Origin of the sequence: Alienimonas sp. DA493, assembly GCF_043951915.1 — a bacterium.
Lineage (GTDB): Bacteria > Planctomycetota > Planctomycetia > Planctomycetales > Planctomycetaceae > Alienimonas.
In genome coordinates this window covers 1-19,591 of the sequence record NZ_JBINJD010000037.1, presented here as the reverse complement: position 1 = coordinate 19,591, position 19,591 = coordinate 1, and the positions used below count along the sequence as shown (strand labels likewise).

Genomic DNA, 19,591 nt, shown 5'->3' with positions numbered 1-19,591 from the left:
ACGATCCCCCAGCCTCAGCCCCCGGACCGCGCCCGGGCCCGGTCGGCGGCGACGGCGGCGACGATGATCGCCCCCAGGGCGATCTGCTGAACCGGGTTGCTCCAGCCGAGCTGAAAGCCGCCGCTCTCGATCGCGGAAACGATCGCCACCCCCGTCAGCGTGCCGAACGCCCCGCCGCGGCCGCCGGCCAGCGACCCGCCGCCGATCACCACCGCGGCGATGATCTTCAATTCCATCCCCAGCCCGCTGGTCGGGTTGCCGGCGTTGAGTTGGGAGAACTGCATCACCCCCGCGGCGCCGGTCAGCAGCCCGCCGAGGGCGTACACCGCGACCTTCGTCCACCCGACGGAGACGCCGCACAGCCGGGCCGTTTTCTCGTTCGAACCCACCGCGAACAGGTGTCGGCCGAACACCGTCAGCCGCAGCACGGCCGCGACCGCGAGGGCCAGCGCCAGCAGGACCCACGCCCCCGGCGGCAGGCCGAGCGCCAGCGTGTCCCCCTGAATGGAGGTGAGGCGGCCGAGCCACTCAGGGATGTCGCTCCGGGCCGGGCGGACCGTGGTTTCATCGGCGACGATCTTCGCCGCCCCCTCGAAGGCCCCCAGCGTCCCGAGGGTCACCACGAACGGCACCACCCCCAGCGAGGCGATCAGCGCCCCGTTCAACGCCCCGCAGGCCGCCCCGCAGGCGACCGCCAACAGCGCCGCCGTGCCGGCGGAATAACCGGCCTTCAACGCCGCCGCCAGCACGACGGCGCACAGGGCCAGCATCGTGCCGGCGGACAGATCGATGCCGCCGGCGGCGATGATGACGGTCATCCCCAGCGCCGCGACCGCGACCGGCAGGGCGTCGGCGATCGCCACCCGCAGGTTGCGGAGGGTGAGGAAGGTCGATTCGCCGTCCTGCTGCCAGTCGAAGAACGCGAACCCGGCGACGATGCCGAGCAGGGCGAGCGCCGGCCCGGCGGCGGCGAGGGCGGAGCGGAGGGACGCCGTCGTCATCGGGCTTTCGGTTTGGAAGGGGAGGGCTCAGTGTCGCCGGCGCCGCTGTCTGCGCCCACGGAGTCCGCGCCCACGGCGGCGGCCATCGCGGACTCGGCGGTCCACTCGGCGGCGGGGCGCACGGCGACGAGTTCCCCCCGCCGCATCACCGCGACGCGGTCGCAGACGGCCAGCAGTTCCGGCAGATAACTGCTGACGAACACGACCGCTTTCCCGGCCGCGGCCGCCTCGCCCATCAGGCGGTAGAGATCGCTTTTGGCCCCGACGTCGATGCCGCGGGTCGGTTCGTCCAGCAGCCAGACGTCGCTGTCCTGATGGAGCACCCGGGCCACGGCGATTTTCTGTTGGTTCCCGCCGCTCAGTTCGCCCGCCGCCTGCCCGGGGCCGCGGGCCTTCACGCCCAGCCGGTCCATCAGCGCCGCCGTCGCCCGGTTCGGGGCCGCCGGGTTGAGCAGCCCCCCCTTCGACAGCGGGCCGAGCCGGCCCAGCGTGGCGTTCTCCGCCAGCGTGCGGTTGAGCATCAGTCCCTCGCCGGCCCGGTCCTCCGAGACGAAGCCGACGCCGCTGCGAATCCGCCCCCGCGGCCCGGCGCCCGGCGCCGTCTCGCCCCCGGCGCGGCTGACCGTGACCCGGCCGCTGCGGACGGCGTCCAGCCCGTAGATCGCCCGCAGCAGTTCCGTGCGGCCGGCCCCGATCAGCCCGCTGACCCCGAGGATTTCTCCTCTCCGCACTGTGAGCGACGCATCACTGGGCACGCGGTCGGCCCCGGTGAGCGACTCGACCCGCAACAGCGGCTCGCCGGGCGTGTGCGGCACGCGGGGGAACAGGTCGTCCACGGTGCGGCCGACCATCAGGGCGACGAGGTCCGGCTCCGTCACGTCTTTCAATTCGCCCGACCCGACCGCCCGGCCGTCGCGGAGGACGGCGTAGTCGTCGCAGACGGTCCGCACCTCCTCCAGAAAATGGCTGATATAAATCACCGCCGCCCCGCCGTCCGTTAGCGTGCGGATGACCTTGAACAACGCCTCGGCCTCCCGCCGGGGCAGGGAGGAGGTGGGTTCGTCGAACACGACGACGCGGGCCTCGTCCAGCACGGCCCGGGCGATTTCGACCACCTGCCGCGTCCCCACCGGCAACCGGCCGACCGGCGTGCGGACGTCCAGCTCGCCGTGCCCCAGCTTCTCCAGCGCCGCCCGACAGCGGCGGCGTTGTTCGCTGCGGCTGAGGAACCCGAACCGGGCCTGTTCCCGGCCGAGCATGAGATTGTCCTCGACGGACAAATCCGGGGCGAGGTTGAGTTCCTGATAAATCATCGCCACCCCGGCCGCCCGGGCGGCGGTCGGCCCGGCCGGGGCGTAGGGGGCGCCGCCGAGGGTCATGGTCCCTGCGTCCGGCCGCACGGCCCCGGCGAGGACCTTCATCAACGTACTCTTGCCGGCCCCGTTCTCCCCAATGAGGGCCAGCACCCGCCCCGGCCGGGCGGCGAGGCTCACGTCGTCCAACGCCACGGTGGGGCCGTAGCGCTTGGAGACGGCGTGCATCTCCAACAGGGGAGGAGGGATGGGGGAGGGGGGAGGGGGATCGCTCATCGCGGGCGGGTCCAGCGGTCCGGATCGTTCTGCATGGCGACGAGGAGGCGGATCACGCTTTCTTCCGCTTCGTAAAGCTCCCGGCCCGCTTCCGCCGTGACGTACTTACAATTCACGGCGAAATGCAGCCATGTCTGAGTTTCGGCCGCTTCTCCTTCCGCATCGTTCATTTTGCTGACGAACGACGCCGGATAGCGTCGCTTCCGCCATCCCTCAGTGATGTTTGCACAGACGGAGCGGGACGACCGGCGGATCTGACCCGTGAGCGAATATCGCTCCTCCTGAGGAAAGGTCTTCGACAGTTCGAAGATCTGCATCGCGGTCGCAAATCCAATTTTATACGCCTCCAACTCCGTGTGACGCTGCACATACCGCTTCCGCGGGGGAATCTCTCCGTCCCCCTCCCCCTTTCCTCCTCCCTCCTTCCCGGATCCCATCACTCCGCCCGCGGCGGGTTCAGCAGTTTGGCGACGGCCGGGTCGTCCACGTTCTCCGGCGTCGCCACGGTGACGCCGGTGTCGATGCGGTCCTCAACCGGTTCGCCGTCGAGGTGGGCGACGAGGGCCCGGACCGCTTTGTCGCCCATGCCGACCGGGTCCTGCAGCACGATGCCGTCGACGCTGCCGTCCCGCAGGCCGGCGACCAAGGTTTCGTTCGGGTCGAAAGCCACGAACGAGACCTCCTCCGTCAGCCCCAGTTCTTTCAGGGCCCGGTGCACGCCGTCGGCGTTCGGCTCGCAGACGGCGAAGATGCCGCCGGGGCGGTTCTCGAATTCGCTTTCGAACCGCTGCAACACCTGCGTGGCGTTGGCGAGCGACTCCTCCGGCGTGGTGCCGGCGTACTGGTCGGCGGAAAGGATCTCCACGTCCGGGTGATTCTCCCGCAGCTCGGCGAGGAAGCCCTCTTCCCGCTGCTCCGTCGATTCGCTGCCGGCCTTGTAGCGCAGCAGGATCACGCCCGGTTGGCCGTCGCCCTCGGCGTTCGCCATCGCTTCGGCGAGGCGGGCGGCGGCTTTGCGGCCGCCGATGAAGTTGTCGGTGGCGACGAACGAGACGGTCTCCGCCCCGGCGTCCGCGGCGGCGGGGTCCAGGCCGGAGTCGAAGATGACCACCGGCACGCCCTCGCCGGCGGCGTCGGCGACGGCGTCCACCAGCCCGCCGCTGTCGTTGGGCGCCAGCACGATGCCGTCCACACCGCGCGTCAGGAAGTTCTGCACCACGCGGATCTGCCCCGCGGTGTCGCTTTCTTCCTGGGAGCCCTTCCATTGAATCTCGATCCGCCGTTCCGGAGTCGAGAGGTCCTCCGCGGCCTGCAGGGCGCCGGCGTGGACGCTTTTCCAGAACTCGTGCGTGGTGCCCTTGGGGATCACCGCGACGGAGACGGTCTCCGCCCCCGCCTCGCTCCCGTCGGAGCCGGCGTCGTTGGAGGAACACCCGACGGCGAGGCCGAGCAGCAGGGCGAACGACGGCAGGACGAGGCGGCGGATCACGGCGAGGCTCCGGGGGCGAGGACGGCGGGGCAGTCTCCGGCGGGGGCGAGGGGGGCATCAAGCGAGTCCGCGTCTGAAGGGCCGGTCGGGGCGGCGGGAAACGGCCTCTTTCCGTTACCGTCCGCCGCCCCGCCGCCGAGCGCATCGCCCCAGAGCGCGTCGCTTCCGAGAACGCCCGCATGCCCCCGTCCGATTCGCCCCCGCCGCCCCTCACGCAGGACCGGTCGTTCTGGGGGATGCTGGTCACGCAGTTGCTGGGCGCGTTCAACGACAACCTGTTCAAGCAACTCGTGTTGCTGATCTGTCTGGATTATAAACTCGCCAGCGGGGACGACCGGCAGGGGGCGGCGCTGGCGATCTTCGCGGTGCCGTTCGTGCTGTTCTCCGGGATCTCCGGCTGGTTGGCGGATCGCTGGCCGAAGCGGGCGGTCGTCGTCGGCTGCAAAGTCTTGGAAATTCTAGTGATGCTATTGGGGGCGGCGGCGTTTTGGGCCGGCGGCGATTCGCTGGGGCGGATGCTGGCCCTGCTGTTCGGCGTGCTGGCCCTGATGAGCGTGCAGAGCGCGATCTTCGGCCCGAGTAAATACGGCATCCTCCCGGAATTATTTCGCGGCGAAGACCTGCCGAAGGTTAACGGGCTGGTTCAGATGACCACGTTCCTGGCGATCATTTTCGGCACCGTCGCCGCGGGCCTGCTCAAGGAGGCGTTCGCAACCGGCCTGGCGGCCGACGTTGCCGCCGGGGAGCCGGCCGCCCTCGCCCGATTCGAGGGGTTGGGCCAACTTGGCGGGGAGGCGTTGGCGGAACTGCGGGCGTCGCTGGGCGAGGCGTTGGCGGAGGGGCTGGGACCGCTCTGGAAGGTGTCGCTGGTCTGCGTCGGGATCGCAATTGCGGGGACCATTGCGTCTTTATTCATTCGCCGCACCCCGATCGCGGAGCCGGGGTTGCCGTTCGACGTCAGTTCGCTCGTGATCCACCGCAGTTTGTGGGGCGTTTTGAAGTCCGATCGAACCCTCACGGGGGCGCTGTTGGTCAGTTCGCTGTTCTGGCTGGCGGGCGGGCTGGTGCAGCCGGCGGTCAACGCGTTGGGCAAGGTTCAACTGGGCGGGGGCGAAACGCTGCCGAGCTTCCTCAACGCCTGCGTGGGGTTCGGGATCGCCGCCGGCTGCGTGCTGGCCGGGCGTCTCAGCCGGGGCCGGGTGCGGTTCGGGCTGGTCCGCATCGGGGCGGCGGGGGTGTTCGCCGCGGGGCTGGGGGTGTCCGCGGTGATCTGGGCCGGCGTGCCGGGCCCCGTCGCCTTGCCGGACGCGCTGGGCGGCTGGACGCTCGAGGCGTGGCCGCTGTGGCCGCTGATGTTCGTGTTGGGACTGGCCGCCGGGCTGTTCGCGGTGCCGCTGCAGGTGTTCTTGCAGATCCGACCGCCGGAGGCGTTGAAGGGGCGAATGATCGGGGCGATGAACTTCTGCAACTGGATCGGCATCGTGGCCAGCGCCGGCCTCTACGCGGCCCTCGCCGGGGTCGTGGACGGCTCCCAACCCCCCGCCGCCCCGGGGCTGCCGGATCCGGACGCTCGCTATCACCTCGCCGTGCTCGCCGCGGGAATCATCCTGTTGCCGGTGGCCTTCCTTTATCGACCGTCGATTCAAAAAGACCCCGCCGCGGAGACCGCCGCCGGACCGGACGGCGAACCGGCGGAGTAATTCGTCGGGGGGACGCTCAGAATTCCTTCAGCCACGCGTCCGCCTCCGCATCGCTGGGCATCCGCCAGTCGCCGCGGGGGCTCAGGCTCACCGTGCCCACCTTCGGGCCGTCGGGGACGCAGCTGCGTTTAAACTGGTTCTGGAAGAAGCGTCGATAGAACGTCTTGAGCGTCTCGCGGATCACGGCCGGTTCGTATTCGCCGCGGAATTCGGCCCGCTCGGCCATCGCGAGGATTTTGTCCGGGGCGAAGCCGTTGCGGACGACGTGGTAGAGGAAGAAATCGTGCAGCTCGTAGGGGCCGAGGGCGTCCTCGGTGCTTTGGGCGATGGCGTCGCCGGTCTCCTCGTCGGAGCGGGCCGGGAGCAGTTCGGGGCTGATGACGGTGTCCGCGATGCTGTGCAGCGTGTCGCGGGCGGGGCCGTCGAACTCCGTGTCCGCGGCGTGCCGGACGAGAAAGGCGACCAAGGTCTTCGGAATGGAGCAGTTCACGTTATACATACTCATGTGGTCGGCGTTATAGGTGCACCAGCCGAGGGCCAGTTCGCTCATGTCGCCGGTGCCCAGCACGAAGCCGCGGCTCATTAACAGAAACGTGCGGATGCGGGCCTGCACGTTTTCGAAGGTGAGGTCGCCGGCGCCGGGGTCGATCTCTTGGAGCTTCGCCTCGAACTCTTCCATCGTGAGGGCCGTCGGGTCGATGCCGAACGGCTGGTGCCCGATGCCGCGGAAGGCGTCCAGGCAGAGCGGGCGAATATCGATCGCGTCCGCGGTCACGCCCAGTTGTTCCATCAACGCGTCGGCGTTGGTGCGGGTGCGCTCCGTGGTGCCGAAGCCGGGCATCGTCAGCCCGTGGATGCGTTCGCGGCTCTGCCCTAATCCGTCCAGCGTTTTGCAGGCGACTAATAACGCCAGGGTGCTGTCCAGCCCGCCGGAGACGCCGATTTGCAGCGGGGTGTTCTCGCCCAGCCGGGAGAGCCGCTTCGCCAGCCCGCAGCACTGGATGCTAAAGATTTCCCGGCAGCGTTCGGCCAGTTCCGGCCCGCTGCGGGGCACGAACGGGGTGCCGTTGACGACCGCCGTCGCCTTCTTGGCCGGCGTGATCGGCACCGACACGGTGCGATACTCGAAGGTGCCGACGCGGCGGTCCTCCTGAAAACTGGTCATCACGCGGCGGTCGTGGAGCAGTTTCTCCACGTCCGCCTCCGCCGAGACGTTCACCGTCCCCCGCCAGCCGGTGCGGTTCTTCTCGTCGCCGAGAATATAGGCGTCGCCCTGGGCCAGCAGGCCGCCGTTGGAGGCGATCAGGCACTCTCCGCCGAGTACTAGATCGGTGGTGCTTTCGGTCGGTCCGGCGCCGGCGTAGGCGTAGGCGGCCACGCAGCGGGCGCTCTGGCCGAGGACGAGCTGCCGTCGATATTCGCCCTTGCCGACCGTCTCGTTTGAGCCGGACAGGTTCAGCAACACCGTCGCCCCGGCGAGGGCCTGAAACGCCGACGGCGGGGTCGGGACCCACAGGTCCTCGCAGATCTCCACCCCGACGACCGCCCCGGGAATCGCTTCCCCGTCGGCGGTGCATTGAAACAGCAGGTCGATGCCGAAGGGGACCTCCTCGCCGCCCAGCCGGACCGTCTTCGGTTCGCTGCCGTCGGCGCCGGTGAAGCGGCGGGGCTCGTAGAACTCCCGGTAGCCGGGCAGGTGCTGTTTCGGCACGACGCCCAACACGCGGCCGCCGGCGAAGATCGCGGCGCAATTATACAGCGAATTGCCCACCGCCAGCGGCAGGCCGACGGCGACGAGCTGGTCCGGGTTCAGCGACTCCGCGGCGATCCGCAGCAGGGCCTCGACGGCCCCGTCCAGCAGCGGGCGTTGGGTGAACAGGTCTTCGCAGGTGTAGCCGGTCAGGGCCAGTTCCGGCAGGACGACGGCGTCCGCCTCCGCGTGCGGCTCCAGCGCCTTGAGAATCTCCCGGGCGTTCGCCGCCGGATCGGCGACGTGCACGACTGGGGCGGCGGCGGCGAGGCGGAGCGTGCCGTGGGGCAGGGCGGCGGGCATCGGCGGTCGAAAACGATCTGGGGCGGGAGCGGGGGGGATCATAAGCTCCGGCCGGCTCCCGACGCGGTCCCGCCGCCCCCTCACGGAAAGAGAACCCGATGTCCGTCCTCTGCACGCTGACGCTCGCCCTCATGACCCCGACCGCCCCGGCGGCGGACGAGGCGCCGCTGGTCGTCACTAAGGCCTATCCGATTGGGGATCTGACGGGGGGCGACGAGGAGGCGAGTTGGAAGTTGGCTGAGGAGATCGTGGCTGCGATCGATCGCGACGCCTGGGCGACGTACGGCGGGCCGGGTTCCGTCCGAGTCGTCGAGCCGAGGCGTTCGTTCCTCTCCGAGGCCGACGAACCGCCGGCCGAACCGAAGAAAACGCTCGTGGTCCGACAGACGCAGGAACATCACCAAACGATCGCCCGATTGCTGGCGACGCTTCGAACCGAGAAGGACCGGGAATAGGAGACGGGAACCGGCCCGGCCGGCGACCCGCGAGGTCCCCCGCGCTTGGCAAACCGACCGCGCGCAGGCACGCTGCGCGGCCGGTCATTCGCCCCCTTTCTTCTGACGCCACGTCGTTGTCCGCCGACTCGATTTCGTCCGCCCCCGAGACCGCCTCGCCCGCCGTCGCCGCCCCGACCCGCCGCACGCTGGGGCCGGTTCAAGACCTGGAACGACACCTGCCCGCAGAGTGGTGGCGGGGTCTTTTTAACGCCCTGTATCTGAAAACCGACGGCGACGTCGTCGAGGACGCCGCCGCCACCGCCCGGGAGGTGGACCTCATTGTGGAGGCCGCCGGGCTCGAACCGCAGCATCGCATCCTCGACCTCTGCTGCGGGCAGGGCCGGCACCTGATGGAACTGGGCCGGCGGGGTTTTCAAAACCTCACGGGCGTGGATCGGTCCCGGTATCTCGTGCGGCTGGCCCGGCGGCGGGCGGCGGCGGCGGGGCTGTCGATCACCCTGCGGGAGGGCGACGCCCGCCGGTTCCGCGTGCCGGAGGAGGGCTTCGACCGCATCCTGCTGCTGGGCAACAGCTTCGGCTACTTTGAACGGGCCGACGACGACCGCGTCGTGCTGGACCGCGTGCGGACCGCCCTCGCCCCCGGCGGGACGCTGGCGTTGGAACTGACCGACGGCCGCTGGCTCGCGGAGACCTTCGAGCGCCGCAGTTGGGAGTGGATCGACGGGGATCACCTCGTCTGCCGGGAGCGGACGCTCTCGGCCGACCGGAACCGGCTGGTCTGCCGGGAGGTCGTCGTGCACGCCGAACGCGGGGTAATTGCGGACCAGTTCTACGCCGAACGGCTCTACACCGCCGAGGCGATCGCGGAATTGCTGCGGGAGGCCGGGTTCGCCCGCGTCCGCCGTCACGGGGCCGTGGAGGCGACCAGCGAGCGCGGCGACCTGGGCATGATGGCCCGCCGGCTGGTGCTCACCGCCGAGGCTCCCCGCCGCCCGCAGGCCCCCGCCGGCAAGAAACCGGCCGTGCGGGAGGTGACCGTGCTGATGGGCGACCCCCGCCTGCCGGACTCCGTCAAGCTGGGCGGGACCTTCAACGAAGAAGACCTGGAGACGATTCAGAAGCTCAAAGACGCCCTCGCGGAGGTGAAGGGGTTCTCGTTCAAGTTCTGGAACGATCACTCCAAGCTGATCGGCGATCTGCTGAGCGACCCGCCGGCGTTCGTGTTCAACCTCTGCGACGAAGGGTTCGAGAACGACGCCCTCAAGGAGCTGCACGTCCCGGCGCTGCTCGAGATGTTGAACGTCCCCTACACGGGCTGCCCGCCCGCCTGCCTGGCGGTCTGCTACGACAAGGCGACGGTGCGGGCGGTGGCGGAGGACCTGGACGTGCCGGTTCCCTCCCAGACGATTCTGGAGCACGACGACCAGGCCGCCCACCTGCCGAGCGCCTTCCCGGCGCTGCTGAAGCCGGCCCGGGGGGACGGGAGCATCGGCATCACCGCCGGCAGCGTGGTTCACACGCCGGACGAACTGCTCGCCGCCGCCGACCGCATCCGCCGGGAGTGGCCCGGCCGGGCGATTCTCGTGCAGGAGTTCCTCACCGGACCGGAATATACGGTCGGCGTGATCGGCAACCCCGGCGTGGGCATGACCGTGCTGCCGGTGTTGGAAGTGGACTACTCCGCCCTGCCGGAGGGCCTGCCGAAGATTCTCGGCTATGAATCGAAGTGGGACCCGGCCTCGCCCTACTGGAACGATTTGAAATTCAAAGAGGCGGAGCTGCCGGAGCCCGCTCGGCGGGCGATGATCGACCACACCCTCAAGCTGTTCGGGCGCCTGGACTGCCGGGATTACGCCCGCATGGACTTCCGCTGCGGCGCCGACGGCGTGCCCCGCCTGTTGGAGGTGAACCCGAATCCCGGCTGGGTGTGGGACGGCAAGTTCAATTTGCAGGCGGGCATGGCGGGGTACTCCTACGCCGACATGCTCCGCATGATCCTCGAAGCGGCCGTCGACCGGCTGGAAGCGGGGGCGGAGAAAGGTTCAGTTCCCCGGACCGTCCCCGCCGCCTGACCTCCCGCACCGGAGCCCCCATGACGCCCGCCGACCTGCTCCCGCATCCTGAAGGCGGCCGCTACCGGGAAGTCTTCCGGTCCGCCGACACGGTGCGGGGCGGGGAGCGGGCGGCGTGCACGCACATTTACTTTCACCTCGCCGCCGGGGAGGTCAGCCGCTGGCACCGGGTGACCAGCGACGAGGTGTGGAACCTCTACCGCGGCGCCCTGCGGCTGTGGCTGTGGGAGGAGGGCGGCGAGCCGGAGGCGGTGGAGCTGTCCGCCGACGAGAACCGCTTCTGCTGCGTCGTCCCGGCCGGCGTCTGGCAGGCGGCGGAGCCGCTGGGGGAGGACGCCCTGGTCGGCTGCACGGTGGCGCCCGGATTCGACTTCGCGGACTTTGCGATGCTCCACGAGAACGACCCGCCCGCCGCCCCGCTGACGGCCGCTGCTCCGGAACTCGCCCGCCTGCTCGCCCCGGCCGTGGCGTAACCGGTTCAGGACGGATCGGACACCAACCCAAAGCGTCAGCGAGGGCGTCGGACGATCCAGCGTCCGACTACGCGGACGCCCTCGCTGACGCTTCGGGTTAGGATCAGGGCGATTCGCGACCGAGAGACCCGACGCCGTGCCGCTCAAAGGCCTGTTCACCCAATCCGCCGCCGTGCTGCTGGACCGGCCGGCGTCGCTCGATGCGGTCGCCGACCTGCTCGGCGGCGACGACGCCGGGCTGACGCGGGTGGCCGGCGATCCGCTGGACGGCGACGACCCCGGGCTCGTCCGGCACCCGGCCGACGCCTACGGGCCGCGGTTGTTCGTGCCGTTCCCCCCCAAGCACCCCAACGGCGACATGCCCTCGGCGGACCGGGGCGTCGCGGCGGTGGACGTGGTCAACGTCCCGTGGCCGGACGGGATGGGCGACCCGGAGGACGCGACCGACGGCCAGATGGCCCTGTTCGCCGCTTGGGCCGGCGGGCAGTTCGGCCCGGGAGCCTTCCCGGACAACCTCGCCAGCGCCGTCGATCAGGCCTGGCACTGGCCGGAGGCCGCCGAGGTCGTCCCGAGGCACCGGGCGTTCGTCCGCATCCTCACCACCTACGCCGTCGGCAGCGACGTGGAGGACCCGGCCCTGCCGGACGACTACAGCCCGCTGCACGAACTCACCTTCGCCACGTTCCTGGCCGACCGCTTCCTCGATCTGCCGGGCGCCCTCTGCTACTTCAACCCGACCGGCTGCACGGTCTGGCCGAAGGAAACCTTCCGGGAGACGATCGCCTTCCACCAGACGCACCGCGTCCCGCCGCTGCCGTTGTGGGGGAACGTGCGGCTGATGAAGGCGGACGCCTTCCTCGCCGAGAGCGGCGTCGACGAGACGGGTTGGAGCGTGATGGACACCGTCGGGAACGGTCAGCTCGATCTGCCGGACGTGGAATTAATTCTCCGCACCGACAAGTGGGACCTGAACGACGCCGACGGCCTGCTGCGGAACCTTTCGCTGGAGTTGTTGAACGGCTGGCCGGCGAAAACCGGCGACGTCGTCCCCGGCCCGGCCCCCGCCGGCGCCGTGCCCGGCGGCGGGGCGGCGAATCCGGAGCAGGACGTGCCCTGGCGGGTGACGCGGTGCGAGGACGGCGTCTCCGCCCCCCCGCGGCCGACCGTCCGCCTCATCGCCCAAGACGGCACGGAGCCTCCCGCGGAACTACTGCGGGTTCGCCACCCTCGCCGCGACGGCTGAGCCCGTCGGTTCTGCAGGCGAAGCGGCCTCGTCCGAAGTCGGCTCCCGCCGGGCGGCGGAGGAGGGGCGGAAGGGGGTGCGCAGCATCCAGGGCTGCATTTGCAGGTTCGTCAGCCAATCGGCGACGGTGGGGATGCGGCCGAGGTCGTCTTTGACGTGCTGCTCGCCCACCAGCCGCGTCGGCACCCGCTTGCCGTCGCTGTTGGTCAGGGTGACGCCGAAGAGTTTCTCCGCGAGAAAGATGCCCTCGGAGTGGTGCCGCAACGCCCGGTGCCGCAGGTCCGGCAGGTGGGCCTTCGACTCGTCGAACCAGCTGTGGAGTTCGAGGTAATCGTCGGCCACGCCGCCGAACAGGCGGGCGGAGCGTTCAGCGTGGTGAAACGGGTGGGCCATCGACAGGCTCGCTTTAACGTCCGAACAATCTGCGCAGGAACGCCGCCAGCCCCCCGCGAGTCTGCGGCGGGGACGGCGGGCGATACCCGGGCGGGAACTGGGGCGGGAGATCGCTGGACCAAATCTCGTCCGGCTTCTCGACGTCGCGCAGGTCTGTGAAGCAACCGATGGTCAGGTCCGCCTCGAACGCCCCGAACAGGAGGAACGGGCCATTGCCCCAGCCGGGATGACCCAGATAGAGCCCGACGAGTTCTTCCGCGAAATTCCACAGGGCTTCCGTCACATATTCGGCCGGCCCCCACAGATCGCCTTCCCGCGTCCGCGCCGCCCGGATCGCGGCCCCGGTCCCGTCCACGGCGCCGCGCTCGGCCAACTCGGTCCGGGATAGCTCCCCGTCGGGCGTGAGCGCGGCTTCGAACCGGCCAAACCCCTCGTCGTTGCCGCCGTCGAATGTCACCCGCACCGCCGTCGCGCCAATCGACCGCAGCCAGTCCAGCAGCCGGCCGGCGTCCCCGGGCCGGTCGCGGGGCAGGGCGGCGGGGTCGAACCGATCGGCCGTTCGTCCCGGGCCGTCCGGGCCGGCGGTGGGGTGGTACAGGAACGGTTCGCCGTCGATCACCCGGTCCGGGGTCTCCGGCGGCTCGTCGGTTTCGAAGTCGCACCAGTAGGGCATCGGAGCTGCCCCACGTTATGCGTCGTAGGACTGACGCACGACCGCGTGCTCGTGCGGCTCGGCGTCCGGCAGGTCCGTCAGAGCGCCGTTGGCGAGGTCGGCGGTGAAGGCTCCGAACATTTCGTACTCGCCGGTGCCGTAGGACTGACCGAGTAGCCGGACCGCCAGCCCCTCGGCCAGTTCTTCGAGGTCCCCGTCGGCCGGATCGAGGCGGGCCGCCACCGTTTTGGCGTCGTCGGCGGTCCCTTCCGGGGCGAGGGCGGCGTCGAAGTGGGCGAAGCCCTCGTCCCACCCGCCGTCGTATTGAATACGGACCGCGGAGTAGCCCAGCGAACGCAACTTGGCGATCAACCCGGACAGCGGCGTCCCGTCGAAGTCCAGCGACGCCGGGTCGAACGAACTCCCCCGCGTGAGCCCCTCGCCGCCGCCGTAGTAATCAAAGCCCTTGCCGGCAATGATTTTATCGGGGTTCGCGCCGCCGGGCAGTTGGGCGGGATCGTCGCCGTATTCCTCGGCCATCTCCGCGGGCACGTGCATGAACGGCATTGGGGAGCCTGGCGATCGACCTGGAGGAATGGACGCTCCGGCCCAAAATGCCGCGATGACCTCTCCCGCACAACCGGCCGCCGACGACCCGTCCCCCGAGGGTTTTCCGTCCTCCGAGAGCGGCCCGACAGTCGCGTTCGACCCGCGTTCGCTTTCCGCGGAGGAGGTGTACGCCCTGCTCACGCACGCCGTCGCCCCGCGGCCGATCGCGTGGGTCAGCACGTTGTCGGGGGACGGGCGGCCGAACCTCGCCCCGTACAGCTACTTCAACGTCGGCGGGCAGAACCCGCCCAGCGTCGTATTCTCGCCCAACGGCGGCGGGGGCGGGCGGGAGAAGGACACCCTCCGCAACATCCGCGAGACGGGCGAGTACGTGATCAATCTCGCCTCCCGCGCCCAGGCCGCGGCAATGAACGCCACCGCGGCCGACCTGCCGCACGGGCAGAGCGAGTGGGACGCCGCCGGCCTGTCCCCGCGGCCCTCCGCCGTGGTGAGGCCCGGCCGCGTGGCGGGCAGCCCGTTCGCCCTGGAGTGCCGGCTCTTTCAAATCGTGTCGCACGGTTCGGGGGCGGGGGCGGCGAACTATGTGATCGGCGAGGTGGTGCACGCCCACGTCGACCGATCGTTGTTGAACGCCGCCGGGGAGTTGACCTCCCTCGACAGCCGGGCCTGCGGCGGTCTGGGCCGGCTGGGCGGCGACTGGTACGTCGACGGGCGCGGCGACGCCCTGTTTCAACTCGACCGGCCGGGGTGAGGCCGCGACGGCCACCGGGGCGGGGCGACCCGCGTCCGATTGCATCGCCGTCCGGGGCCTCTCACACTCAGCGGGTCCTTCCCGCTGATCGGAGTGCGTTGATGTCTCGTTCGTTATTGACCGCCGCCGCCCTGCTGGCGGCGCTCGCCCCCGCCGCGACGGCCCAGGAGGCCCGGGGGGGAAACGAGCGGCCGAACATCCTGTTCGTCATCGCCGACGATTGGGGCTGGCCGCACGCCGGCGCCTACGGGACCGACTGGGTGAACACCCCGAACTTCGACCGCGTCGCCCAGGACGGGGCGCTGTTCAAGAACGCGTTCACCAGCAACCCGAAGTGCAGCCCCTGCCGGGCCAGCATCCTCACCGGCCGGAACAGTTGGCAGACCGGCGAGGCGATCAACCACTTCGGCGTCTTCCCCAACACCTGGCCGGCGTACCCGGATCTGTTGGAGGAGGGCGGCTATAAGATCGGCTACACCGGCAAGGGCTGGGGGCCCGGCGACTACGAGGCCGGCGGGTGGGAACGCAATCCCGCCGGGCCGGCGTATCAGAAAGCTCGCACCCAGCCGCCGGCCGGGGGGATGTCCGCCTGCGACTACGCCGGCAACTTCGATCTCTTCCTGAAGGAGCGGGACGCCGAGGCCGGCGACGGCCCGGCGAAGCCGTTCCACTTCTGGCTCGGCACGTACGAACCGCACCGGGCCTACGAACTCGGCAGCGGGGTAAAGGCCGGCAAGAGCCCCGCCCAGGTCGACGTGCCCAGCTTCTACCCGGACACCCGCGAGATCCGCGAGGACCTCGTCGATTACGCCCTGGAGGTGGAATACGTCGATCAGCACCTCGGCCGGGCTCTCAAGCTGTTGGAGGAACGCGGCGAACTGGAGAACACTTTGGTGGTCGTCACCAGCGACCACGGCATGCCGTTCCCCCGCGTGAAGGGGCAGATTTACGAGTGGGGCTTCCACCTCCCGCTGGCCGTGATGGGGCCGGGCGTGACGGCGGGCGACGGGACCGGGTCGCGGACGGTGGAGGACTTCGTCAACGTGCGCGATTTCGCCCCGACCTTTTTAGACGTCGCCGGACTGCCGCGGTCGGACTCCTTCACGGGAAAGAGCATGACCGACCTGCTGGGCGCCTCCGAAGGCGGCAAACTGCGGGAGGGGGCGGACGAAATGCTGGTCGGCAAGGAGCGGCACGACGTCGGCCGGCCGAACGACGTCGGCTATCCCGTCCGGGCGATCCGCACGCCGGACTACCTCTATATTCGCAACTTCACCCCAGACCGCTGGCCCGCCGGCAACCCGGAGACCGGTTACCGCAACGTGGACGACAGCCCCACCAAGTCCGCCCTCACCCGGCGGTTTAATCAGTATTACCGCCTGTCCTTCGGCAAGCGCCCGGCCGAGGAGCTGTATAAAATGCCGGCGGACCGGGACAATATGAAGAACTTGGCGGGCGATCCCGCCCACCGCGGCGCGAAAACCCGGCTGCGGGACCGGATGTACGAACTGCTCGAAGCCGAGGGCGACCCCCGGATGACCGGCCGGGCCTGGGTGTTCGACGACTACCGCTACACCGGCCGGGCCACCCACGGCTGGGAGGCGTTCCAGGAGTTTTCTGAGCCGGATTGAAATTTGAGCCCGCCGGAGGTGAACCGGCGGCGGCTCCCGCTCGTTGAGGCTTTGTTTTCCCCCGCTGAAAGGCCCCCCGATGTTCGCCGCCCCGCTGCTCGCCCTGTCCCTCGCCCTCGCCCCGCCGCTGGCCCAAGTCGACGGCGACTTCGACAACGGCTTCGACAACGACTTCGGAGAACCCAACGCCGTACAGGTCGACGGCGACGCGGGGGCGCTCGGACTGCTCGGCGGGGGGCTCTGCGGTTTGGTCGTGCTGGCGCTCGCTGCCGCCAGCGTGATCGCCTTCATCTGGGCCCTCGTCGACATCATCAAACGGGAGGACTTGGACGGGACGATGAAATTGATTTGGATCTTGGTCGTTCTGTTCACCGGTGTGTTGGGGGCGATCGTTTACTACTTCGTCGGCCGTTCCCCCGGCGGGTCCGGGGGGGCGGGCGCCGTGAAGCGGGACGATACGCTCTGACGAACCGGCGCCTTGGCGAACGCCTCCAGAACCGCCTCTTGGCGGGGCAGCAGGCGGACGCGGGGGCGAGCGGCCTGCACCTGCCGGACGGCGTCGTCGGGGGAGTCCGCCTCGCCGTGGGCCAGCAGCCACGCCGCGGCGACCAGCCCGGTGCGGCCGCGGCCGTTGGCGCAGTGAATCAGCGCCGGCGCTCCGCCGGGCGGGGGGAGCAGGGAAACGACCCCGCGGAGGTCGGCCGCGTCCGGGGCCGCGGCGTCGAGGATCGGTGCGCAGCGGTAGCCCGGCCGGCGGCGCACGGCGGGGACGTCGCGGAACTCCGCCGTCAAATCGAGGATCACCGCCCGGTCGTCCGCCCGCACCGCGGCCGGCAGTCCGTTCCGCAACGGGCGGCCGCCGAGGTGCAGGTTCTCCTGCAAACGGTCGCACCTCGCCCCCTCCTCCCGAGCCCCGCCGCCGAGTCGCCGGTGGCCGTGCCACGCGGCGAGGGCGGCCCAGGAGTACGGGGCGAACAGCGCCGCGGCGAGCAGGTTCCGGGAGCCGTCCGCCCGCTTGCCGAACCACCCCGGCCGTCCGACGACGTAGATCAGCGCCGCCCCCGCGAACGCTGCCGCCGGCCACAGCAGCGCCCACCAGAGCCCGCCCCGCGTCGCATGCCCGCCGCACGCGGCCGCCAGGGCGCCGAACGTCAGCGGGTAGAAGACCCGGCGGAGCGGGTCGGTCGGCGTGCGCATCCCGCCGAACTTAGCCACGGGCGCCGACGGCGGCCCCCAGCACGAGGGCCGCGGCGAGGAGGACCAGCGCGATCACCACCCCCACGACGAAGCCCAGCAGTGCCGTCACCAGCGTGACCAGCAGGGCCTGCCTGAAGGACAGATCATGCCGTTTGCCGATCACCCACGCTTGGATGAGAAAGGGGATCGGCAGGGCCAGCACGTTGAGGATCAGGCCCAAACTCTGCGGCGCGTCCGCGACCCCGCCGATAAAGCCGACGCCCAAACCCAGGACGAACGTGATCCCCGCGGCGGCGAGGGTGGACGCCAACATCGTGACGAAAGCGTCGCCGAACGGGATTCTCTTTTTCACCACCCAGGACGCCGCCAGCCGCAGAAACACCGCCCCGATCAGCGTGCCGATCGCCAGGCCGATCAGCCCTGCGACGATGAAGACGGCGAGCCCGGCCCCCAGGGCGGCCGCCAGCTGCTCGGGATCGGCGACCGGCCGCTGCCAGACGAGGGGCGGCGGGGCGAGCAGCGGAACCGGAGCGGCGGCGGCCGGAGGGGCGAGCATCGCGGGGGACCGTGAGTCGGTCGGGAGACGGGAGCGCCCAGCATGAACCGGGGGGCTGACGCTTCGCCAGCGATCGCGGGCCGTTCCCCGGCGGTCCCGGAAAACCGTCAGGGGGCGTCCGGCGTGCCGGCCGCGAGCTTGATCAACTCCAGCGTCGCGGAGGCGGCCCGGGCGTGATAGTCCGCGTCCACGACCGCGGGCAGATCGTCGGCGTTGTGATAGAACGGCTCCGTGTCCGCCCCGTCGTACAGGCCGACGGCGGGGTAGCCGGCCGTCTCGAACGGCAGGTAGTCCGTGCCGTACAGCGGCCCCCGGCTCACGCCGAGCCCGTAGCCGTAGACGATCTGCTCCAGCCGATCGCCCCACCGCTTCGAGGCGGCGTCGTTGTCGGGACTGTTCAACCCCTGGTCGGACTCCACGTAGATGCTGCGGCGGGCGCCGGCGGCGTCCGGGGCGGCGGTGCGCTCGGGGAAGGTCGGCGGCGGGGCGTCGCCGTTCGGGCCGGGCGGGGAGGAGTGGCCGATCATGTCGAGGTTCGCCATCAGCACGACGTTCGCCCCGGCGGCCTTCAGCGCCTCCGCGTGGGCCGTCGCCCCGACCAGCCCCTGTTCCTCCCCGCTGAACAGCACGAACCGCACAGTGCGGGCCGTCGGCACGTTCGCCAACTGCCGGGCGATCTCCAGCACCGCCGACGTGCCGGAGGCGTTGTCGTCGGCCCCCGGGGCGGGGCCGCGGGCGTCGGCGTCGTCTTTATTCCGACTGTCGAAGTGGGCCCCCAGCACCACGATCTCTTCCGGCCGCGTTTCGCCCCGTTTCGTCGCCACGACGTTAAACCGGGTGGTGCGGCGAACGGAGAACTCCTCCAGCGCGACGTCCTCGTAGCCCATCGCCCGGAACTTCTCCCGCAGGGCCCGGGCGACCTCCACGTTCTGGGCGCTGAGGGTGTGCCGGGTGGGGAACGACGTGAGCCACCGCAGATCCGCCCTCAGCCGCTCCACGGACACCAGCGGCGCTTTCACCCCCGCCGGCGTCCCGTCGGCGGTTTGCGGGGTCGAATCGCTTTGCGCCGCGGCGAGGGGAGCGACGGCCGTCAGGACGAACAGCGGGACGGCGAGCGGGAGCGGGCGGCGGAGCATGCCGGCAGTTTAGCGACCGTCCGACGGGCCGGGGGCGGTTCGGGCCGATTGCGACGCCACGAAGCAAACCGCCCCGGTCGCTCGCGGCGACCGGGGCGGCGGATCGCTCGTCGCCTCCGGGGGGGCGAGCGGCGAGGCGACGGGACGGAATCGCGTTCGGCGAAACCGGTTCAGCGGGGCCGGTTCCGCGCGGTGCGGTCCGCGCCGGTCACCGGGTCGACCTGGCCGGACACTTCATAATCCGTGTCGTAGTTGGCGTCGTCGAAGGTCCGCCGTTCGACGGTTTCGCCTTCGTAGTTGTACCGCTGGGCGGCGGTGGGGTTCGTGGCGTGCTCCGTCTCGCGGCGGTGGTAGTCGAAGGCGTTGGTCTGGTCGAGGATGCGGTGGGCCTGGTCCCAGCGGTCCTCGCCGCACTTGACCGTCACGATGGTGCGGCCGCGTTCGAACTCGTTGTGGTAGTACTTCGCCTCCTCCTCGGGGATGCCCCAGCCGACGAGGGCGCCGATCAGCCCGCCGGCCGCGGCGGTGCCGGCGGCGCTGGCGGCGACGGCGGCGAGGGCGCCGCCGGCGATCACCGGGCCGATCGCCGGGAGCGCCCCGGCGACGATGCCCAGGCCCCACAGGGCG

19 protein-coding genes and 1 pseudogene are annotated in these 19,591 nt (G+C 70.6%); 8 read left to right on the top strand and 12 right to left on the bottom strand.

The window, feature by feature from the left end; all coding sequences use genetic code 11:
* Window positions 1-14: 14 nt before the first annotated feature.
* The 4 genes from ACG2DA_RS08015 to ACG2DA_RS08000 all read right to left on the bottom strand — a co-directional run bounded on the left by ACG2DA_RS08015 (window position 15) and on the right by ACG2DA_RS08000 (window position 4,079).
* Complete coding sequence (locus tag ACG2DA_RS08015; RefSeq protein ID WP_395255034.1) at window positions 15-1,001, bottom strand: ABC transporter permease; 987 nt, start codon at window positions 999-1,001, stop codon at window positions 15-17.
* The gene (locus tag ACG2DA_RS08010) at window positions 998-2,590 is read right to left on the bottom strand and encodes a sugar ABC transporter ATP-binding protein (RefSeq protein WP_395255032.1); all 1,593 of its coding nucleotides are present in this window, start codon (window positions 2,588-2,590) and stop codon (window positions 998-1,000) included. The genes ACG2DA_RS08015 and ACG2DA_RS08010 overlap by 4 nt, the downstream gene beginning before the upstream one ends.
* Window positions 2,587-2,907, bottom strand: coding sequence for a four helix bundle protein (locus tag ACG2DA_RS08005; RefSeq protein WP_395255049.1), 321 nt, complete (start codon window positions 2,905-2,907; stop codon window positions 2,587-2,589). The genes ACG2DA_RS08010 and ACG2DA_RS08005 overlap by 4 nt, the downstream gene beginning before the upstream one ends.
* Before the next feature lie 119 nt (window positions 2,908-3,026).
* Window positions 3,027-4,079: a substrate-binding domain-containing protein gene (locus tag ACG2DA_RS08000; protein WP_395255031.1), complete on the bottom strand. Its 1,053-nt coding sequence runs from the start codon at window positions 4,077-4,079 to the stop codon at window positions 3,027-3,029.
* Window positions 4,080-4,258: 179 nt separating this feature from the next.
* Here ACG2DA_RS08000 and ACG2DA_RS07995 point away from each other — a divergent pair, with 179 nt between their 5' ends.
* Complete coding sequence (locus tag ACG2DA_RS07995) at window positions 4,259-5,779, top strand: MFS transporter (protein ID WP_395255030.1); 1,521 nt, start codon at window positions 4,259-4,261, stop codon at window positions 5,777-5,779.
* A 16-nt stretch (window positions 5,780-5,795) separates the two neighbouring features.
* Here the strand turns inward: ACG2DA_RS07995 and ACG2DA_RS07990 are convergent, their stop codons facing one another.
* Window positions 5,796-7,832, bottom strand: coding sequence for an NAD(+) synthase (locus ACG2DA_RS07990; protein ID WP_395255029.1), 2,037 nt, complete (start codon window positions 7,830-7,832; stop codon window positions 5,796-5,798).
* A gap of 98 nt (window positions 7,833-7,930) precedes the next feature.
* Between ACG2DA_RS07990 and ACG2DA_RS07985 the strand changes: the two genes are divergently transcribed.
* The 4 genes from ACG2DA_RS07985 (at window position 7,931) to ACG2DA_RS07970 (ending at window position 12,078) form a co-directional block, all read left to right on the top strand.
* A complete protein-coding gene (locus ACG2DA_RS07985) occupies window positions 7,931-8,287 on the top strand; it encodes a hypothetical protein (RefSeq protein WP_395255028.1) in 357 nt (118 codons plus the stop codon).
* A 116-nt stretch (window positions 8,288-8,403) separates the two neighbouring features.
* Window positions 8,404-10,362 (top strand): methyltransferase domain-containing protein, encoded by a 1,959-nt coding sequence (locus tag ACG2DA_RS07980; RefSeq protein WP_395255027.1) that lies wholly within the window; start codon window positions 8,404-8,406, stop codon window positions 10,360-10,362.
* A gap of 20 nt (window positions 10,363-10,382) precedes the next feature.
* Window positions 10,383-10,835, top strand: a complete 453-nt coding sequence (locus ACG2DA_RS07975) for a cupin domain-containing protein (RefSeq protein WP_395255026.1) — start codon at window positions 10,383-10,385, stop codon at window positions 10,833-10,835.
* A gap of 136 nt (window positions 10,836-10,971) precedes the next feature.
* Window positions 10,972-12,078, top strand: coding sequence for a hypothetical protein (locus tag ACG2DA_RS07970; protein WP_395255025.1), 1,107 nt, complete (start codon window positions 10,972-10,974; stop codon window positions 12,076-12,078).
* On the opposite strand, the gene ACG2DA_RS07965 is transcribed toward ACG2DA_RS07970, so the two are convergent.
* Genes ACG2DA_RS07965 through ACG2DA_RS07955 form a run of 3 tightly spaced genes read right to left on the bottom strand, consistent with a single transcriptional unit; the run spans window position 12,043 to window position 13,681 of the window.
* Window positions 12,043-12,471 (bottom strand): DUF6915 family protein, encoded by a 429-nt coding sequence (locus tag ACG2DA_RS07965; protein ID WP_395255024.1) that lies wholly within the window; start codon window positions 12,469-12,471, stop codon window positions 12,043-12,045. The genes ACG2DA_RS07970 and ACG2DA_RS07965 overlap by 36 nt on opposite strands.
* Before the next feature lie 13 nt (window positions 12,472-12,484).
* Window positions 12,485-13,144 carry a hypothetical protein gene (locus ACG2DA_RS07960; protein WP_395255023.1) on the bottom strand — a complete coding sequence of 220 codons (660 nt, stop codon included), beginning with the start codon at window positions 13,142-13,144 and terminating at the stop codon, window positions 12,485-12,487.
* A gap of 15 nt (window positions 13,145-13,159) precedes the next feature.
* On the bottom strand, window positions 13,160-13,681 hold the full coding sequence (locus ACG2DA_RS07955) for a hypothetical protein (protein WP_395255022.1): 522 nt from the start codon (window positions 13,679-13,681) through the stop codon (window positions 13,160-13,162).
* Window positions 13,682-13,745: 64 nt separating this feature from the next.
* Here ACG2DA_RS07955 and ACG2DA_RS07950 point away from each other — a divergent pair, with 64 nt between their 5' ends.
* The 3 genes from ACG2DA_RS07950 (at window position 13,746) to ACG2DA_RS07940 (ending at window position 16,541) form a co-directional block, all read left to right on the top strand.
* Window positions 13,746-14,444 (top strand): flavin reductase family protein, encoded by a 699-nt coding sequence (locus tag ACG2DA_RS07950; RefSeq protein ID WP_395255020.1) that lies wholly within the window; start codon window positions 13,746-13,748, stop codon window positions 14,442-14,444.
* Between the two features lie 101 nt (window positions 14,445-14,545).
* Complete coding sequence (locus tag ACG2DA_RS07945; RefSeq protein WP_395255019.1) at window positions 14,546-16,075, top strand: sulfatase; 1,530 nt, start codon at window positions 14,546-14,548, stop codon at window positions 16,073-16,075.
* 79 nt (window positions 16,076-16,154) lie between these two features.
* Complete coding sequence (locus ACG2DA_RS07940; protein ID WP_395255018.1) at window positions 16,155-16,541, top strand: PLD nuclease N-terminal domain-containing protein; 387 nt, start codon at window positions 16,155-16,157, stop codon at window positions 16,539-16,541.
* On the opposite strand, the gene ACG2DA_RS07935 is transcribed toward ACG2DA_RS07940, so the two are convergent.
* From ACG2DA_RS07935 to ACG2DA_RS07920, 4 genes and pseudogenes are all read right to left on the bottom strand, one after another.
* Window positions 16,472-17,272, bottom strand: a complete 801-nt coding sequence (locus ACG2DA_RS07935; RefSeq protein ID WP_395255017.1) for a tyrosine-protein phosphatase — start codon at window positions 17,270-17,272, stop codon at window positions 16,472-16,474. The two genes, ACG2DA_RS07940 and ACG2DA_RS07935, sit on opposite strands and share 70 nt — an antisense overlap.
* Before the next feature lie 10 nt (window positions 17,273-17,282).
* Window positions 17,283-17,828, bottom strand: a complete 546-nt coding sequence (locus tag ACG2DA_RS07930) for a hypothetical protein (protein ID WP_395255015.1) — start codon at window positions 17,826-17,828, stop codon at window positions 17,283-17,285.
* A 107-nt stretch (window positions 17,829-17,935) separates the two neighbouring features.
* On the bottom strand, window positions 17,936-18,964 hold the full coding sequence (locus tag ACG2DA_RS07925) for a M28 family metallopeptidase (RefSeq protein ID WP_395255014.1): 1,029 nt from the start codon (window positions 18,962-18,964) through the stop codon (window positions 17,936-17,938).
* Between the two features lie 170 nt (window positions 18,965-19,134).
* Window positions 19,135-19,591: pseudogene (locus tag ACG2DA_RS07920) on the bottom strand (hypothetical protein); the annotation flags it as partial.

Excerpts from the sequence above, each read along its gene's own strand:
- ACG2DA_RS08010 (WP_395255032.1), bottom strand. The coding sequence starts at position 2,590 with ATGAGCGATCCCCCTCCCCCCTCCCCCATCCCTCCTCCCCTGTTGGAG.
- ACG2DA_RS08005 (WP_395255049.1), bottom strand. The coding sequence starts at position 2,907 with ATGCAGATCTTCGAACTGTCGAAGACCTTTCCTCAGGAGGAGCGATAT.
- ACG2DA_RS07925 (WP_395255014.1), bottom strand. The coding sequence starts at position 18,964 with ATGCTCCGCCGCCCGCTCCCGCTCGCCGTCCCGCTGTTCGTCCTGACG.
- ACG2DA_RS07945 (WP_395255019.1), top strand. The coding sequence starts at position 14,546 with ATGTCTCGTTCGTTATTGACCGCCGCCGCCCTGCTGGCGGCGCTCGCC.
- ACG2DA_RS07975 (WP_395255026.1), top strand. The coding sequence starts at position 10,383 with ATGACGCCCGCCGACCTGCTCCCGCATCCTGAAGGCGGCCGCTACCGG.
- ACG2DA_RS07995 (WP_395255030.1), top strand. The coding sequence starts at position 4,259 with ATGCCCCCGTCCGATTCGCCCCCGCCGCCCCTCACGCAGGACCGGTCG.
- ACG2DA_RS07935 (WP_395255017.1), bottom strand. The coding sequence starts at position 17,272 with ATGCGCACGCCGACCGACCCGCTCCGCCGGGTCTTCTACCCGCTGACG.
- ACG2DA_RS07985 (WP_395255028.1), top strand. The coding sequence starts at position 7,931 with ATGTCCGTCCTCTGCACGCTGACGCTCGCCCTCATGACCCCGACCGCC.
- ACG2DA_RS08015 (WP_395255034.1), bottom strand. The coding sequence starts at position 1,001 with ATGACGACGGCGTCCCTCCGCTCCGCCCTCGCCGCCGCCGGGCCGGCG.
- ACG2DA_RS07955 (WP_395255022.1), bottom strand. The coding sequence starts at position 13,681 with ATGCACGTGCCCGCGGAGATGGCCGAGGAATACGGCGACGATCCCGCC.
- ACG2DA_RS07940 (WP_395255018.1), top strand. The coding sequence starts at position 16,155 with ATGTTCGCCGCCCCGCTGCTCGCCCTGTCCCTCGCCCTCGCCCCGCCG.
- ACG2DA_RS07990 (WP_395255029.1), bottom strand. The coding sequence starts at position 7,832 with ATGCCCGCCGCCCTGCCCCACGGCACGCTCCGCCTCGCCGCCGCCGCC.
- ACG2DA_RS07950 (WP_395255020.1), top strand. The coding sequence starts at position 13,746 with ATGACCTCTCCCGCACAACCGGCCGCCGACGACCCGTCCCCCGAGGGT.
- ACG2DA_RS07930 (WP_395255015.1), bottom strand. The coding sequence starts at position 17,828 with ATGCTCGCCCCTCCGGCCGCCGCCGCTCCGGTTCCGCTGCTCGCCCCG.
- ACG2DA_RS07960 (WP_395255023.1), bottom strand. The coding sequence starts at position 13,144 with ATGCCCTACTGGTGCGACTTCGAAACCGACGAGCCGCCGGAGACCCCG.
- ACG2DA_RS07965 (WP_395255024.1), bottom strand. The coding sequence starts at position 12,471 with ATGGCCCACCCGTTTCACCACGCTGAACGCTCCGCCCGCCTGTTCGGC.